Consider the following 17,214-nt stretch of genomic DNA (forward strand, 5'->3'; position numbering starts at 1 on the left):
GCCCGGCCGTATCCCATCATATTAAAAAGCGTTCCAGACACACAACTACTAGAGTGTAAGAATAATTGAAAAAACAGAGGCTATTTTTATGATTCCAATAAATTAAGATGCAGTTGTGAATGTAAATATTTTATTTGGTAATTTTGAAAAAATATTATATAATAATGCCATAAAATCAATTGGCAGTGGTTTTAGAAGGGTAACTACAACTAAAGGAAGATGATATCTTTGAATATTGGTAAAATATTAAAACGACAAAGAGTTGAAAAGGAACTGGACAATCTGTTCAGTTATCCACTTACCATTGTTTCTGCAACAATGGGATATGGTAAAACTACGTCTGTAAGGTCTTACTTGATGGCAAGGGATGTGGAAACTGTATGGATTTCTCTGCTTGGATGTGATGGGAATGAAACGGTATTCTGGCATAAATTATCGACTGCTGTGGGCAAAGTATTTCCTGAAATGGGCAATATGCTTGAACGTTTTGGGTTTCCTATGGATGCAAGGCAGGATGCAGAAATCCTTGATTTAGTGTGGAAATCAGGTAACAAAAAAACCAAAGTAATTGTTATCGACGATTTTCATATGATTGAGCAAAGTAAACATATGGCAAAGTTAATAGAAATCTTTGCAGAAGAAAAAATTCCACATTTACATATCTTATTAATTTCCCGAACCAGACCTAAAATAAATCAGATGAATTTAATTGCAAAAAAATTATGCTACTATATTGATACAGACACGTTATCATTCAATATTCAGGAAATTGAAGAGTATTTTTCAATGGTGGGCTGCTGTCTTTCAAAACGGGAAATTGAAAGAATATACAGGTATACCAATGGATGGATATCCGCTATATACCTTCTCCTGCTGGGAGTTGAGAAGGGAATTCCAGTTACTGAAGTTTCAAATATTACAGAGCTTGTGAATGATAACCTTTTTTCTTCTTTGAAGGATTCCGTTAAGGATATTCTGATCAAACTATCCGTATTGGATTCCTTTACCTTGTTGCAGGCAACACAGATTTTGAAAAATTCAGAAGTGCCTCAAGTAGTCAGAGGACTAGTAGAGCAAAATGCTTTTATTGAGTATGACTTTCAAAACGGGGTTTATAAGTTGCATCATGTACTTTTAGACTTTTTAAGAGATAAAATTCAAGCAGAAAATCTGGATGTACGAGATGTCTGCCATAATGCAGGCAGATGGTTTTTAGACCATGGAGAGACCATTCAGGCTTTTGATTATTATCACCGTGCTGATAAGGCAGGGGAGATTCTTAACATCATTAATCAAAACGCAAACATGAGAAACTGGCTGTTAGGGTTTAAACTGTTGTGGACAGTTTATCAGGGATTCCCAGAAGAATGGTATGTAAAATACCCTTTTCCTATACTGCATTTTGCCCGTACCTTTATAATAAGTGGAGATAAAGAGGCTACTATAGAAAGCAAAAGAATTATTACCATTATGGAAGAATACTTTTCAAAAGAAAAAGGGGTTTCTACACAATTAAGGAACAGAGTTTTAGGGGAAATAGAAATCATTAAGATTTTTCTGGTTTTTAATGAAGCAGAAAAAATGGTTGAATTATCAAGAAAAGCAGAAAAGCTTCTGGAGGGCGAAGTCTCTAGCAACGTTTTTCGAAATAGCGCATTCTCTTTTGGGGTACCACACTTTTTATACTGCTACTACAGGGAACCGGGTAGGTTAAAAGAAACCCTTGATTGCATCCAAACAGGATTTCCACCAGTGGTGTTTGACGGATCTGGCACTGGCTGTGAATTGGTAGCGCTTGCTGAATATGATTTAGAAACAGGAGATTGGCAAAACGCTGAGATTTATGCCCAAAAAGCAATTTATAAAGCCAGAACCATGGAACAAACCAGTATAATTATTTGTGCAGAGTTTACTTTGATGCGGATTTTACTTTTCAAAGGTAAGCTGGCTGAAGCAAAGGAGATTATTGCCAGGATGCGGACTAATCTTCATCAACTGGATGATGAGATTAATTGCCAGAACAGAATTGTTTATAATGCGGCAATTGATATGTGCGAGGGCTATTTGTACGGATGCAGGTTGAAACGAGAGGAAATCCCGGAATGGCTGCGCCTGGGGGATATGGATTCAAGAGTCTTGATGCTTCATGCAGTTGCATTCCCATATATTATTTATGGTAAGGCTGTAATGCTTACCAAGAATTGGGTTGAGTTAGAAGTGCTCTGTGAAAGTTTTATCTCTCGGTATGAAGTATATCATAATCAACTTGGCTTATTACACAATGCTATCTACAGTGCAGTAGCAAGGCTTCATCTTTATGGCATGGAATCTGGTATTGCTAGTCTTATTCCAGCACTTCAGGATGGCCAGAAGGACGGCATATTGCTCCCCTTTGCAGAAAATGCAGATTTTATTCTGCCTATGCTCTATGAACTACAGTCCAGAGGGGGCATGGATTCTCATTATCTGCAACGACTGATACAAATCAGTGAACAATACATAGAAAATTTCGCTTTGGAAAAATCTAATCCGGTTCATATAACCAAACGGGAAAAAGAGGTATTGGTTCTGCTTGAAGGAGGGCTGACCCAAAGACAGATGGCGGAGCAGCTCTGTATTTCTGTTTCCAGTATTAAGAAGCATCTGGAAAGCATTTATTCCAAGTTTAAAGTGAATAACAAAACCAGTGCCATTAAAAAGGCACATGAAGCAAATATATTATAAAAATTTTTTCTGCAAAAAAACTAGCCTTTTGGCTAATATATTTTTGACAAAAAACCCTCTATACTAAAATATGGAGGATTTTTTTGTGCTTTAAAAGAAAGGCATTTTTTCTTTGTTAAAATACGTGTGAGGGAATGAGCAGTAAATGAAGAATAATATAATTGAATCTAAAATACAGGTTCCAAGAGTATCTAAAAACTTCATAATAAGACCCAGATTGCTAGAGCAGTTTCAGGAAGAGTTAAAGCTATTTGTCCTTCATGCCACTGTAGGTTATGGGAAAACTGTTCTTATGACACAGTTAAACGGAGTAGCAGGTGCTGATGTAGCATGGTATCATCTCAATGAATCGGATAATGATGTGATTACATTTATGCAATATCTGAGTAGAAGCCTGGAAAAGATTTATGGAGTACTGCAGTTTGATCTGGAACGATATGAAGGTATGGAACAAAATGAGAAGCAGCTCACTGAAATGACATATGATTTACTGGAGCAAATTACAAAAGCACAACAGAAAAAAATAAAAGATACTTTTATTGTACTTGATGATTTTCAGGTAATAAACAATGAAAAAATTGACACGGTTCTGGAAATCTTTATATCTAGCCTGGAAACTAATTTAAAGGTAGTAGTGGCTACTAAAGGAAGTATACCTCATTTCTGGAGCCGTTTTTACATACAGGGACAGGGAATGTTAATTGGGCAGAAAGAACTGGGATTTAATAAAGAAGAAATAGAAATGATTGTAAAGCAGATGGTAGCTGAAGATAAAAATCCAACTGAAATTGCAGGCAGAATGTATCAAAGTGTTGGAAGATGGCCTGCTGGTGTAATGTTTGAAATTTTATATTTAAAGCAGGGAGGCCTACAGAGCAGTGAAAATATTATGGGAAAAGCTGCTGTTTATGATTACATAATGCGTGCACTTTACCGAAAGCTTCCTTTTGATATACAAACTTTTTTGTCTTCCACATCCGCATTGGAATTTTTAAACGCAGATGTGTGCAATGCAGTTATGAAAATTGACAATTCCCAAAGTATTTTAAACTATTTAGTTCAGGAGAATCTTCTGATTATAAAAGTAGGTTCTGGAGACAGAATGTTCAGATACCATTCTTTAATGAAAGAATTTTTAAATGAGCAGTTAAATGACCTTACAAGAAAAGAGATAATGAAGAGAGCTGCTGAATTTTATTTGCATACAGATAATAAAGAACAGGCAGTGGAATATGCAATCAACGGAGAAAATCCAGAGCTTGCAGAATATGCAGTAGGGAGCATCGGAATCGATATGGTTAATCAGGGAAAGCTTTCTACTGTAGAAAGATGGATAAACTGGATCGAATCCTGCAACATAAATATTACGCCTAAAACCATGCTGGTATACGGGGTATATAACTGGAAATCAGGGCGCATTAATAAAGGTCTGGATTTCATAAATATAGCCATTGAAAAATTTATTACTTCAATGAATGAGGTGGGTTATATACAGGCCATGCTGGAAAAAGCAAGGATAATGAAAGTTATGGGGAAGGATGAAGAGTCAGCTGGCATAATAGATGAATTATCACCCATACTTAGAAACAAAGACAGGAAAAAAATGGTGTATAATTTCTGTAGAGAGAGCCAGATTGGTTTTAATATTAATTTAGATAACAATTTTAAAGACAATCAGGAAAACTACCAAGTTGTTACTCTGGCAAGACAGAATCCAGACAGTTATAGGGAAAAACCCATTTATATTAAAGCTTTTGGTGAGTTTCAGGTATTTATAACAGGAAAAACCGAAGAGATAAAATGGAGAACGAAAAAAGCCCAGGAGTTATTTGCCTATTTATTTCATTTAAATGGGGAGCCTGTATCAAAAGAAGAGTTAACTCTGCTTTTGTGGCCTGATAACCAGGGAAAAAGTGCAACTTCTCTTTTACATACGGCTTTATACAGTATACGAAGAGAATTGAGTACCTTCGGCCTGGACAACCTTATTTGTTACAATAAGAAAAAATACTTATTGAATATGGATATGATAAATTCAGATGTTCAAGATCTTACAGTGTATTATGAAACATTAAAAAATGGCAAAGAACTTCATCTGGAGGAAGAAGCACTTAGTGATATATATACAGGAAGTTACATGGAAAGAATGGAACTGGATGAATTTTTACCCCAGAGGGTAAACCTGGAAAAAATGTTTCTCAAGGTTTGTGAAATGGAAGGAATTGAAGATTTTAAATGTGGCAGGTTTGAACGCACTATTATGTGGATGAACAGGGCTGTTGCAACTGACCCTTTTGAAGAAAGCCTGCAACTTTTACGGATTAAAAGTTATGCAGCCTTGAGAGATTTTAAAAATACAAAAAAATATTATGAAAAAATGAAGGAAATGCTATTAAAAGAGTTTGATTTACAGCCTTCTGAAGATATTGGAGAAATCTGGCGCAAATATGTGGGGGTTAAAAATGGAGTATAATTCGAACGCATCCTATTTAAAGGATATAAAGCATTTAACGTTGCTTGAAGTGGATTTTTATGAGAGTATTTTACATAAAGAAGAACTGGGGGAAAAGGAAGAAAAGTTAAAGAACTATAAAAAGAACATGGAAGAGAGGCTTCAGTGCGGAGACAATATTGTTTTTTTGCCATTGGAATATTTATTTGAAAGATTTAATTTAGACCTTTTTCAGAGGTATTGTGTAAGACTTTCCCTTATGCCCGAGTTGATTGGAGGTTTTTCATGTGATGTGGATTTTGCTGTGTCTTCTTTTGCAGCAATTTATCACAGAGACATGTTTGAGGTAAAAAAAATAGAGCTGTTAAAATATTTTGAAGTCAACAGCATTTTGAAAAGAGTATTTCTGACAACAGAATTATACTGTCCTAAAAATAGACTGCTTGAGTCTTTACAAAGTTCTGAAAGAATAAAAAGCTTTGTAATAGATGGCAGTCTATTTTCGAATGCTCTAAGAGATAAAGCAGAAATTTGGGATAGCTCAAACTACAAACAGAATCAAACTGGTAATATTGCTTTTGACCCGACAATTAATGAAATACAGCTAAAAACTCTGGAAAAAGCATGGACGGAAGATGCGGATATATTTTTACTTTATGGCTTACCGGGAAGCGGCAAAAAGGAAGTCATCAGGCAATTTTGCAGGAGAAAAAATTTATCCGTTATTTTTGTTAAAGAGCCTTCAGAGGGAGAAGACATAAAAGTTTTTATTAGTCAGGTAAACACAGAAGCAGCTATATCACAGAGCATAGTCTGCTTTGAGGAAATAAGGGGCATTGAAGAATTTAACGTGTATCTGGATAAGATTTGCACAAGATGTTTTGTAATCAGCACAAATGAAAATCCCAATTACCCAGAGCAAAAAAACTGCAGGATTTTTTATATTCAGTTTCCAAGGCCAAACATAACTGCCTGCATTAAATTCTGGAATGAAATGAAAAAGTTTTATTCAGTTGACAGCCAGATTAAATTTGAAAGCATAGCTTGCAAATTTAATCTTAACTTTGGGGAGATAAAAGAAGTTATGGAAACAGCTGAACAAGAACTAAGGATTTCATCCGCAGATGATATCACGGAAGAAATGCTTTACAGGATTTGCCGAAAAAGGAAAAGCTTTGGAACCACAAACAAAAAAATTATAAAAATCGAAACCCATTATTCATGGGATGAATTAGTTTTACCTGAGTTCTCTAAAGATTTGTTGCTTAAGGTCTGCAGCCATGTGGAGCATTATCAAAAAGTCTATGAAGAATGGGGTTTTCTTGACAAATTTGCATATGGCACAGGGGTATCAGCTATCTTTACAGGGGCACCGGGTACTGGAAAAACCATGGCAGCGCAAGTGGTTGCAAATAAATTGGGGTTAGACTTATATAAAGTAAATTTAGCAGGGGTAGTGAGCAAATATATAGGTGAGACTGAAAAGAATCTGCAGGAGATATTTGAAGAGGCATCGGGCAGTCAGGCGGTTTTATTCTTTGATGAAGCAGATGTTCTTTTTTCTAAAAGAACAGAAGTAAAGAGTTCTAATGATAAATACAGTAATATGGAGGCAGCTTATATGCTCCAGAAAATAGAAGAACATAAAGGTATCTGCATACTTGCTACAAATTATTATCAAAACTTTGATGAAGCTTTTAAGCGGCGTATAAAATTTATTATTGATTTTCCTTTTCCAAACTCCAGTTATAGAAAGATTTTATGGCAGCAGGTGTTTCCGCAGAAAGCTCCACTGGACAAAAGTATCGACTGGGAGTTCCTGTCCGATAACTTTGAACTGTCAGGAAGTAACATAAAAAATATTGCTTTGAATGCAGCTTTTGAAAGCGCAGAAGAAGGTAGTGAAATCAATATGAAGAATATATTAAAATCCCTGAAAAATGAATATGATAAAATTGGAAAACATATTTCAAAAAATGATCTGGGACAGTATTATTTGCTTTTGGAAAATGGCAAGGACGGTAATGTTTATGAAATGGACTGAAAAAGAAAAGGCAAAGCATAATGAGCTGCAAAGTTCAAGAGAAATACTAAGGGAGAGCGATGGTAATAAGGGAAAACAGCTGGAGGGGTATCGGCCAGGGACAAAGGATAAAGCTCAGGGCAATTTACCAAAGCAGATAAAGACAGTGGGCAATTCTTTTGGAAATATATCTGTAGGCACTGCAGGAGGAGAAGAAGCTGTAATGCTTATTAACCAGAAAAAAAGTATGACTCTGCATGAACTCTCAGGGGAAAGCAAAGAGATAAAAGAAGAAACGGCCAGAAAAGTTCCAATGTGTTCAGATAATATAAAGGTAAACGAAAACAAAAGAACGGAAAGTGCACTGGAATACAGATTCCCTAAAGATATTCCCGTCAGTTATATGCTTGGACGTATAGAGAAGATGTCTGAAAATAATCATTTTAAGGTTCAGAAAAATATGGTTCCCTTTATAAATAAAAGGAAGACTAAAAAACAGCTGAAAACATTAATCAGATTAAGGCAGGGGAAAAAGGAACATAAGGAAGAAGTTCAAAAACAGATTGATAAGCAGCAGAATAAAATAATTCAAGAAGAACAACTGTATGAAAAAGTTTCTAACAGACTTGAAGAAATAAGGCAGACCATGAAAAGGAATAAAAATATAAGTAATGAAAGGGATGATTTTTTATATTTGATGTTTTTAAGAAAAGCTATGCTGCTAGACGAAAAGAAAAAACAAAGTAAATCCGGTAAAGAATCAAAGAAAGGGGAAAAAATATAAAAAAAGTCAGAACATAAATAAATATTCTAATGTTCAGAGATTTGTTTATAAATTTGTTCAGAGCCATATGATTTAATATTTTATATGAAATAAGTTATTTTTAAAGTTAATTCAAAATAAAAAATTATGGAAGGGGGCATCCGGTTTCGGTTTTACAGATAGGAAATCGGGATAATATGGCTGAATATTTATCACCCGGCGTATATGTCGAAGAATTTGAATCTGGCGGTAAGCCAATGGAAGGCGTTGGCACCAGTACAGCAGGATTTATTGGACTGGCAGAAAGAGGTCCTTGTGAAGGACTTCCCCAGCTTGTAACAAATTTTGCAGATTTTAAGAGAAAGTATGGTGGATATCTTTCGGAAAGTGAATTTGGTGAGTATCGTTTCTTAGCTTATGCAGTAGAGCATTTCTTCATTAACGGGGGATCAAGATGCTTTATTTCTAGGGTAGCACCAGATGATGCCAAATGCGCCAAAGGTTCTGCCCCTGCTGGTCAGGCAGCAGTAGGATTCACTGTTAAAAATCCTGGAATCTGGGGAAACAATGTAAGAGTGATAATCACACCTGCAAGTAAGGCAAAGACACAGGTCCTTGAAATCCGGGAAGATAATGGAGTAAAGCAGTACATAGTGAAAAATTCATCTGGCTTCAGTGCCGGTGATATTGTAATGTATGCCGATAAAGAAAACATTATTTACAATAAGGTGGTTAAGAGTCAGGATAATATCATTGAATTTGCCAATGAGTTTAATGAGACAATCATAGATAAGAACCTGCTTCCTAAAAAAGTTATTACTACCTGTGAAGTCAACGTGGAAGTTAAATTCGATGACATCGTGGAAACTTATGAGAATGTTTCTTTCAATATTGATGCTGCAAGTTATATCGAAAAGAAGATGGCGAAATCAGATTTAGTAAAAGCCTCTTATGTAGGAGCGGGCAGTGAAATTATATCACCTTTTAACATGTTAATCGGTGGTGATACAGAAAAAGCAGTATGTATTATTTCATTTACAGGAGGAAGCAATGGCTCTTCAGGAAGTATTTCAGCAGCAACTTTTATAGGAGCTGATAACGGTCCGGGAAAACGTACTGGTATTCAGGCTTTTGTAGACAATGATGTTGTTTCACTTATGGCTATACCAGGAGTTACGGATCCTAACGTTCAGCTGATGCTTACAGCACACTGTGAAAATTTGGGAAGCCGGTTTGCAGTACTGGATATTCCAAGGGAAAGCAAAAAGATTGATGATGTGATTGCTCACAGAGATATCTTTGATTCTAATTACGCAGCTTTATATCATCCATGGCTTGAGATTTTTGATCCTCTTGACAAAAAAAATATTGTCATTCCTCCATCAGGGTCAATTCTTGGTATCTATGCAAGAAGTGATAATACAAGAGGTGTTCACAAGGCGCCTGCAAATGAAGTAGTCAGAGCTTGCGTGGGACTTGACTGCCAGTTTAATAAAGGAGAACAGGATATCCTGAATCCAAAGGGTGTAAATCTGATCAGAGCTTTTGCAGGTCAGGGAATCAGAGTATGGGGAGCAAGAACTGCTTCAAGTGATCCAAGTTGGAAATATATAAATGTGAGAAGGCTATTCATTTTTATTGAAGAATCCATAAAAGCAAACACAAACTGGGCTGTATTTGAACCAAATGATGAAATGCTCTGGGTAAGAGTAAAGAGAACGATAGATGTATTCTTAACCGGACTTTGGAGAGTTGGTTCTTTAGCAGGTTCAGCACCAAATGAAGCCTTTTATGTAGAAGTGGGACGAAATACCATGTCACAGGATGACATAGACAATGGAAGATTAGTATGTGTTATTGGGGTAGCACCTGTGAAACCGGCTGAATTCGTAATCTTTAGAATTACTCAAAAGACAAGCGAATCTGCAGGGGAGTAATTATAGAAAGGAGATAAACGATGGCTGGTTATCCACACGGAAGTTATAGATTTAGATTAGAAATAGATGGCCTGGAGGCAGGAGGGTTTTCAGAAGTTTCCGGTTTCGATGCAAATATTGATGTTATCGAATACAGGGAGGGAGATATGGTTCAGACTCCCATGAAGCTTCCAGGTTTAAAGAAATATGGAAATATTACTCTGAGACAGGGAGTTACAGATTCAATGGTACTGTATGAATGGCTTATAGCTGGTGTAGACGGTGCAGTGGAAAGAAAAACTGTTACGATTACTGTGCTTGATGAAACAGGTGAAGCTGCAGCTTCATGGCAGGTTATAAATGCCTGGCCTACCAGTTATAAAGCACCAGATTTTAATGCTTCTTCTTCAGAGGTTGCCATTGAAACTCTTGAGATTGCTCATGAGGGCATGACTAGAATTTCATAATGAATTTATATGGGTGACTGTTTTAGATTATGTATATATTCTCATACTGTTTAAAACAGTCACTTTGCGCATAAAAGGGTTAATAAATATATAATTTGTACTTTTATAAAGGAGAAGAAAAATGGCTTTTCAAACTGAATATACTTTTACTCTTCCTAGGGGATTTGTGGATGCATCGGGAATGCTTCACAAAGAGGGAATTATGAGGCTTGCTACAGCAGCAGATGAAATATTACCAATGAGAGATCCGAGAGTACAGCAAAATCCAGGATACTTAACGATTATACTTTTAGCAAGGGTAGTTACCAAGCTGGGCTCACTACCAAGTGTAGATACAAAAGTGATAGAAGGATTATATACTATGGATTTGGCATATCTGCAGGATTTATATCAAAGAATCAATAGCATGGAAGAACCTGTTTATCATAGTTTATGCCCTCATTGCGGCAAGGAAATAGATGCTCCCATAAATTTTATGAGCGCCGGAATATAGAAGTATACCCGGCAGGAAAAATATATGAGGAGGCAGCATTTATTGCTTATTATCTCCATTGGGAGCATGACAAAATAATGGAGATGACACATAAGGACAGAATCCGATGGTGCAAAGAAGTCTCTAAGATTAACAGTAAGCTCAATGATGAGCCAGATAACGTGTTTGCAAAGTTTTAGTGGGGTGATAATGTATTGAAAAAATTATTAGATGTAAAATCTGAGGCTGGAACAGAACGAACTTTTGAGGCCATAAAAAATATAAGCTTTGCAGTAACCATAGGCGATACACGATTAAGTTTTTCTAAAATCTCTAACATCTCAAGGGAACAGGAGTACGAAACTGTCAGAGAAGGAGGAGTAAATGACAGAGTATTTACTTTGTCAACTGGGAAGCAGCAGGTAGAAAAACTCATACTGGAACGGGGAGTTTCAAATAAAAGAATTAAAAATACAGATTTAAAACTGGGGGAACAAATCAAAAAGCCAGTAACCATTATGATTCTTGATCAGTTCGCTGGAAAAGCACCAAAAGTTGTAAGGGCTTATTCCTTTGATGAAGGAGTTGTAACAAGTTGGGAAACAAATGAACTGGATGCCATGAATGGAGATATTTTCATTGAGAGGTTTGAAATCTCACACTCAGGACTTGTGGAAATTAAGATGTGAGTGAACAGAAAAATTGTGCATAGGGTTTGAAAAGGTGGAAACTATGTTGTATACGGTTTTAAATATAGAAGAAAGTCTGCCTGAAATTGCGGGATATGTTTTTGGACAGGAAATTATTAAAAAATATTCAAATACAGGAAACTACAATTTTGCGGGAGTAAATCTTATATTCAGAGATGAAATGCAGCAGAAAGCCCCAGGAGTATCTGAGGCGTCTGGAAAAGTTCAAGATGTTTCTCAAAATATTCAATTGGTTTTACAGTTTTTTATGCAGTTATTGACAGATAAAGTTTGTGAAGAAAAAACCATTGTAAACTCGATAGAAAACAATTTAAGAATAATAGGGCTTAGAGATGTCTTTAACTTCAATAAACTGAACAGGATTAAAAATGAAATAATATCTTTGTCTGCAGAGCAGAACCAGATACAAAAACATGAGGAAAAGAAGCTATTACAACGACTGGAACAAAAAAGACGTGAAGTTATAACGCTTTTAAATATCTATAAGCGGGTTGAAGAAAGAAAACTGCTTGAAGAAAAGCAGAAGAATTTATTTCATGCAAAAACTATAATACAGAAGCAAAATGAGAAATTGTGGTACAAGGATAGTAAATATATCAACGAAAACCTATCAAAAGACTTTAAGCTGATAACCATGCCATTAAAGGTGTATCAAAATTTTATAATACATAATAAGAACTATGATGAACAAAGAAATAATACTGAAATAAATAATGAGTATAAGGAAAGTGCTAAATATCCAGTAAACAGATTCCATATTGGGAATACAACTAATCTTTTAAACCACGACGGCAAAAGCACCATAAGTAATATTTTAAACGGTTTTACAAACAATCCTGTAAATAATTTTTTATGGGTAAAACCACGACTGATTAATGAAGAAGGCTATACCTATTTAACAGATAAAAATCAGAATTTTAATGATTTCTCAGATTTAGAATATAAAAATTTTATTACTACATTAAATAAATATGTAAATGAAACAGATAATCCAATAAATATATTTAATACGCAGATTAAAAAAGTCCAGAATCAGATAAATGCTATAGAAAAGCAAATAAACTATGCAGATGTTGGGAAATTGGGAAATCAAATCTGGAGCACGGGAAATTACAACCAGGAGAGACTTGAAAATCATTTTATAAAGAATGTAGAAGGGCCAGTAAGTCTGATGAATCAATCTATGAGATACACGGACGGGCAAACAAGTACAATAGATAATCAGTTTAGCCAGGTAAACGAAAAGGTCAATGGGCAGGTCAGCCATTTTAATAATCAGACCAGAGATATTCAGAATCAAATAGGTCTGATAAAGAAAACCATAAACCAGGCTATAAATATAAATAGGAATATAAGGTATAATGCAGATACCGATTACAGCCTGATAAACACGGTCAGTCCCTTAACAGGAATTATTGACGGCAGAAGGTGGAATATTGGAGAATTTACCACCATAAAAAATGAATATAACCAGGCCAATTTGGTAAACAGATCTATAAAAAATGCTGATAGGCAAACAAACGATATACATAATCAGTTTAGCCAGGTAGACGAAAGGGTCAATGGACAGGCCAGCCATTTTAGTAATAAGACTAGAAACATAGAAAATCAGATAGATTTGATAAACAAAACTATAAATGAGGTTATAAATGAAAATATAAAAAAGACTATAAATAATAATGCAGATACTGATTACAGCCAGGTAAACATAGAAAATCACTTCATGAAAAATGAAGAAAACCGGGCCAGTATGATAAATAAATATATAAAAAATACTGATGGACGAACAAGCAATATAAATAATCAGCTAAACCTGATAAAAGAAGAGAGCAATAAACAGATCAATCATGCAAACAATCAGATTGGCAACAATATAAAGAACCAGATAGGTTTGACAAACCGAACCATAAATCAGGTTATAAATAATAAGATAAATAAGACTATAAATAGAAATACTGATACCAATTACAACAGGGTAAACCAGATTAACATAGAAAATACCTTCCAGGGGAAGGCAGGAAACCAGCCTGGTCTGGAAAAAAAACATATAAGAATTGCTGACATACAGACAGCTAATATAAATAATCAGATGAACCAGTTAAGACAAAAGACTTACGATAAAATCAATTTTGCAAATAATCAGATTAGCAATGTATACAATCAGGCACATTATATCCACAACAGAATTAGTCAAAATATGGTGAATCAAAAAAGTAATCCCATGGCGGGCTATTTGAACCACTCTATTCCTGATGGGGAAAAACAGATTCATTCAGCTGATTACATCGTGGAGAAAAATCAGTTGTTGAATATTCCAGCATTTATATTTAAAAATGAAATCCCCCCCAAATCTACGTCTCCCAAAGGAACACAGAGTACAGGAGAAAGCAAGGAGAATTATGAACTGAGACAGATAAAAGCAGACAGCAACAGGAACCATAGTGAAGCAGAAAAACAAAGGCAGATGATAAGTGAGCTTAAAGAAAAACTGGAATCTCAGCAGTTAATGATTAAACAGATGAAAAGCAGGGCAGAGCAGGAAGAAGGAACAATAAAGCCTTCTGAAATAGCCAAAATAAAAAAAGAAGTAATAAATTCAGTAAGTAAGGAACTTAAATTAGAAAAACAGAGAAGAGGTCTGATGTAGGAGGGAAAGGTAATGTCTTACGAGAAAGCAAAGCTTTTAATACACAGGGAAACAAAAACAGAGACCGTTTTTGTTATGTTTAATCCCGCCGAATACAATCTGACAGATAAAGCAAAGTATATAAATAAACAAGTCCCAGGGCTGGCAGGACCTATTACACAGTTTGTAATGGGAGAAGAAAGTACCCTGGAAATCAGTCTGATGTTTGATACTTATGAAACCTCACCCAAGGTTGCCAGTGCTAATGTGGCAGCTAAAATGAACGATAAAAGTGCTCCTGTACATCCAACAAATGTAACGAGTCTTACAAAAAAAATAGTAGGGCTTACTCAGATAGATGGACAGCAACACAGGCCCCCAATATGTGAATTTATTTGGGGAAGTCTAAAATTTAAAGGGGTTGTTACTGAAGTAAAATCTAATTATACCATGTTTACAGAAAGTGGTATGCCAGTAAGAGCCAGGCTGGAAGTCACTTTTCAGTCAGTAATGGATTCGGCTGAAAGCAAAAAAAAGTCACCTTTTGAATCACCAGACAGAACCAAGTACAGGACTGTTGAACAGGGTATGCAGCTTTGGCATATAGCCTATGAAGAATATGGTGATCCTGAACTTTGGAGAGTTATCGCTAAAGAAAACAACATGATGAATCCCAGAGACTTACAACCCGGGCAGATGGTCCGCCTACCTGCGTTAATATAGCAAGGACATATAAACAAATATAGGAGGAAGACAACGTGGCAGATTTGATGAGCAATAAATTTACATCTTTTCAGGCCTTAAGCCAGAAATATAAGAATTTCTTAGTACCGGCTTTGAAAATAAAAGTAAAAGGTCAGGATGTAATATCAAATTTAAATATTGCCATAGAAAATATGTCAGTGGTTCATTCTCTGGAAACAGCAGGAAGCTGCAACTTTAATATAGTGAATGCCTATGATATAAAAAAAAGACAGTTTGACAGTAATATCATAGATAAATTTAGATTAGGTGTAGTTATTCAGGTAGAACTGGGATATAGCTCCGCTCTGGAAGTGGTATTTAAAGGTTACATTTCTGAAGTGAATTATAACTTTTCAGAAGTACCCATGCTGGAAGTAACAGCAATGGACGTGAGAAAATTAATGATGGAGGCCATGGAAAGAAGAAAAAAGTTTTATGTGAAAACCTATTCGGCGGCTTTCTCTGAATTGATGCAGGACTATAAAAAAATATGTACACACCTTGTGATTGATAAAACCACAACTCAGCTGGGAACGGATGGTATAAGCCAAAATGCTTCCGACTTTGAATTTATAAAGGAAGAATTAGCCCCTATAGCGGGACGTGAATTTTTTGTTGTAGCGGGCAAAGCCTTTTTCAGGATTCCGAAAAAGCTTACCGTACCTATTACGGCATTAACCTGGGGCAGCAGTCTGATTTCATTCAATAAGAGTTCAAACTATTTAAATGCAGAGGTCATTGTGCTGGGTTTTGATGAAGATAAACAAAAAAGATTTGAGGGGACAGCCATAGCAGTAACAAAAGCACCCCAGATTCCTGTAACTGTAAAAAAGCAACCCATTATATTACCGGATCCAGATGCAACAGATCAAAAAAAGGCGGAACAGAGAGCAAAATCAGAAGCAGAAAAACTGATTCAGCAGGCTGAAAGCGCTAATGGAATATGCATTGGATTACCCGAACTTGTACCGGGACGATTCGTTCGTCTGGAGAAAATGGGTAATGATATAAGCAAGAAGTATTACATAACAAAAGTTACACACAGGCTTGGAACCGAAGGGTTTGAGACCGAATTTGAAACCGGGGGGTGGGATTAATGCCTATGGAGAGCCTGTTTGTGCAGGAAAGAAGTTCCGTAAAGGACAAATCAGGAAATAAAAAAATACCTGGTATTACCACTGGGATTGTTAAGGACAATTATGATGAACAACACCCCGGTATGGTCAAAGTGGAGATTTTCATGGGTGAGGATAAAAATAATCTTACAGACTGGGTAAGGGTCATGCAGAACTATGCGGGTAACGGATATGGAAGTTATTTTCTCCCTGAAATAGGTGACGAAGTGATAATCGGATTTAACTTAGGAGAGATGAACCGCCCATATGTATTGGGGTGTCTTTGGAGTTCAGGTAAAAATAAGATTCCTGAAAATACGGCAGTAAAGTATAACACCGTAAAAAGAATTAAAACCAAAGGTGGTCATGAAGTTATCTTTAATGAAGAAAAAAATAAGGGTAGTTTTGAAATTCATACACCAAAGAATCTAAAAATTACTCTGGATGATGAAAAACAAACTATAAATATTCAGGATCATAAAGGGGAAAATATCCTTTCTATAGATGGTGAAAACGGCAGCGTGACCATCGAAGCGAAAAAAAGTATTTGCTTTGAAGCTGGACAGAAAGTTTCTTTAAAATTAAATGGAACAGACAATAGTATTGAACTTAAAGCGGGAAAAATAGATTTAAATGCAAATCAGGCATCAACAATAAAAGCTCAGAATGTAAAAGTATCAGGGACATCGGTTGAAGTGAAGGGCAGTGGAAGCACTAAAGTTCAGACTTCGGGGGTATTAACCCTCAAAGGTTCCATGACAAAGATAAACTAGGAAGGAGGTTTCCTGATGAACAGAGATTTTGCAAAAAGTTTTTTAGGTGCTGGGTGGAAATTTCCTATCACAGTAGATGAAGCTACTGGCAGAATATCCATCTCACAGTATGAGGAAGATATAAAAGAAGCCATAAAGATTATAATTATGACCAATAAGGGCGAGCGGGTTATGCGTCCGGAATTTGGCTGTGATATTCATAAGTACATATTTGGAGGTATGGATTATACTACCATCATGCAGATGGAGAGTGAAGTCAGAGAAGCTTTAATTAATTGGGAGCCCAGAATCACAGATATAGAGGTATCTGTGGAGATGACGGAGAATCAGGATAATCCGTTGATTAATATCAGCTATGTGGTGAGAGCTACAAACAATCCATATAATTTGGTATATCCGTATTTTATAAAGGAAGGCAGTGAGTAAGGA

At 35.8% G+C, this 17,214-nt stretch carries 14 protein-coding genes; all 14 read left to right on the forward strand.

The features are described from left to right. Window positions 1–228 precede the first annotated feature (228 nt). The 14 genes from Ami3637_RS09405 (at window position 229) to Ami3637_RS09470 (ending at window position 17,211) form a co-directional block, all read left to right on the forward strand. Window positions 229–2,724, forward strand: a complete 2,496-nt coding sequence (locus Ami3637_RS09405; protein ID WP_162362347.1) for a helix-turn-helix transcriptional regulator — start codon at window positions 229–231, stop codon at window positions 2,722–2,724. 145 nt (window positions 2,725–2,869) lie between these two features. Continuing rightward, a complete protein-coding gene (locus Ami3637_RS09410; protein ID WP_162362348.1) occupies window positions 2,870–5,197 on the forward strand; it encodes a BTAD domain-containing putative transcriptional regulator in 2,328 nt (775 codons plus the stop codon). Continuing rightward, on the forward strand, window positions 5,187–7,220 hold the full coding sequence (locus Ami3637_RS17470) for an ATP-binding protein (protein ID WP_162362349.1): 2,034 nt from the start codon (window positions 5,187–5,189) through the stop codon (window positions 7,218–7,220). Before Ami3637_RS09410 ends, Ami3637_RS17470 begins: the two co-directional genes overlap by 11 nt. Continuing rightward, window positions 7,207–7,983, forward strand: coding sequence for a hypothetical protein (locus tag Ami3637_RS09420; RefSeq protein WP_162362350.1), 777 nt, complete (start codon window positions 7,207–7,209; stop codon window positions 7,981–7,983). Before Ami3637_RS17470 ends, Ami3637_RS09420 begins: the two co-directional genes overlap by 14 nt. 176 nt (window positions 7,984–8,159) lie before the next feature. Next, window positions 8,160–9,899, forward strand: a complete 1,740-nt coding sequence (locus tag Ami3637_RS09425; RefSeq protein ID WP_162362351.1) for a phage tail sheath family protein — start codon at window positions 8,160–8,162, stop codon at window positions 9,897–9,899. Window positions 9,900–9,919: 20 nt separating this feature from the next. Then, window positions 9,920–10,345: a phage tail protein gene (locus tag Ami3637_RS09430; protein ID WP_162362352.1), complete on the forward strand. Its 426-nt coding sequence runs from the start codon at window positions 9,920–9,922 to the stop codon at window positions 10,343–10,345. Window positions 10,346–10,466: 121 nt separating this feature from the next. Continuing rightward, window positions 10,467–10,838, forward strand: a complete 372-nt coding sequence (locus Ami3637_RS09435; protein ID WP_162362353.1) for a phage tail assembly protein — start codon at window positions 10,467–10,469, stop codon at window positions 10,836–10,838. After that, window positions 10,778–11,017 (forward strand): DUF6760 family protein, encoded by a 240-nt coding sequence (locus Ami3637_RS18570; protein ID WP_330586569.1) that lies wholly within the window; start codon window positions 10,778–10,780, stop codon window positions 11,015–11,017. The genes Ami3637_RS09435 and Ami3637_RS18570 overlap by 61 nt, the downstream gene beginning before the upstream one ends. Window positions 11,018–11,032: 15 nt before the next feature. Beyond that, the gene (locus Ami3637_RS09445) at window positions 11,033–11,506 is read left to right on the forward strand and encodes a phage tail protein (protein WP_162362354.1); all 474 of its coding nucleotides are present in this window, start codon (window positions 11,033–11,035) and stop codon (window positions 11,504–11,506) included. Between the two features lie 43 nt (window positions 11,507–11,549). Further along, complete coding sequence (locus Ami3637_RS09450; protein ID WP_162362355.1) at window positions 11,550–14,174, forward strand: hypothetical protein; 2,625 nt, start codon at window positions 11,550–11,552, stop codon at window positions 14,172–14,174. A gap of 12 nt (window positions 14,175–14,186) precedes the next feature. Further along, window positions 14,187–14,876 (forward strand): CIS tube protein, encoded by a 690-nt coding sequence (locus Ami3637_RS09455; RefSeq protein ID WP_162362356.1) that lies wholly within the window; start codon window positions 14,187–14,189, stop codon window positions 14,874–14,876. A gap of 35 nt (window positions 14,877–14,911) precedes the next feature. Beyond that, complete coding sequence (locus tag Ami3637_RS09460; RefSeq protein WP_162362357.1) at window positions 14,912–15,994, forward strand: phage late control D family protein; 1,083 nt, start codon at window positions 14,912–14,914, stop codon at window positions 15,992–15,994. Beyond that, window positions 15,994–16,785: a phage baseplate assembly protein V gene (locus Ami3637_RS09465; protein ID WP_162362358.1), complete on the forward strand. Its 792-nt coding sequence runs from the start codon at window positions 15,994–15,996 to the stop codon at window positions 16,783–16,785. The genes Ami3637_RS09460 and Ami3637_RS09465 overlap by 1 nt, the downstream gene beginning before the upstream one ends. Window positions 16,786–16,800: 15 nt before the next feature. After that, on the forward strand, window positions 16,801–17,211 hold the full coding sequence (locus Ami3637_RS09470; RefSeq protein ID WP_162362359.1) for a GPW/gp25 family protein: 411 nt from the start codon (window positions 16,801–16,803) through the stop codon (window positions 17,209–17,211). Window positions 17,212–17,214: the final 3 nt, after the last annotated feature.

It is taken from the genome of Aminipila terrae, assembly GCF_010120715.1.
GTDB lineage: Bacteria > Bacillota > Clostridia > Peptostreptococcales > Anaerovoracaceae > Aminipila > Aminipila terrae.

Excerpts from the sequence above, each read along its gene's own strand:
- Ami3637_RS09410 (WP_162362348.1), top strand. The coding sequence starts at position 2,870 with ATGAAGAATAATATAATTGAATCTAAAATACAGGTTCCAAGAGTATCT.
- Ami3637_RS09435 (WP_162362353.1), top strand. The coding sequence starts at position 10,467 with ATGGCTTTTCAAACTGAATATACTTTTACTCTTCCTAGGGGATTTGTG.
- Ami3637_RS18570 (WP_330586569.1), top strand. The coding sequence starts at position 10,778 with ATGCCCTCATTGCGGCAAGGAAATAGATGCTCCCATAAATTTTATGAG.
- Ami3637_RS09430 (WP_162362352.1), top strand. The coding sequence starts at position 9,920 with ATGGCTGGTTATCCACACGGAAGTTATAGATTTAGATTAGAAATAGAT.
- Ami3637_RS09425 (WP_162362351.1), top strand. The coding sequence starts at position 8,160 with ATGGCTGAATATTTATCACCCGGCGTATATGTCGAAGAATTTGAATCT.
- Ami3637_RS09465 (WP_162362358.1), top strand. The coding sequence starts at position 15,994 with ATGCCTATGGAGAGCCTGTTTGTGCAGGAAAGAAGTTCCGTAAAGGAC.
- Ami3637_RS09450 (WP_162362355.1), top strand. The coding sequence starts at position 11,550 with ATGTTGTATACGGTTTTAAATATAGAAGAAAGTCTGCCTGAAATTGCG.
- Ami3637_RS09420 (WP_162362350.1), top strand. The coding sequence starts at position 7,207 with ATGAAATGGACTGAAAAAGAAAAGGCAAAGCATAATGAGCTGCAAAGT.
- Ami3637_RS17470 (WP_162362349.1), top strand. The coding sequence starts at position 5,187 with ATGGAGTATAATTCGAACGCATCCTATTTAAAGGATATAAAGCATTTA.
- Ami3637_RS09455 (WP_162362356.1), top strand. The coding sequence starts at position 14,187 with ATGTCTTACGAGAAAGCAAAGCTTTTAATACACAGGGAAACAAAAACA.
- Ami3637_RS09470 (WP_162362359.1), top strand. The coding sequence starts at position 16,801 with ATGAACAGAGATTTTGCAAAAAGTTTTTTAGGTGCTGGGTGGAAATTT.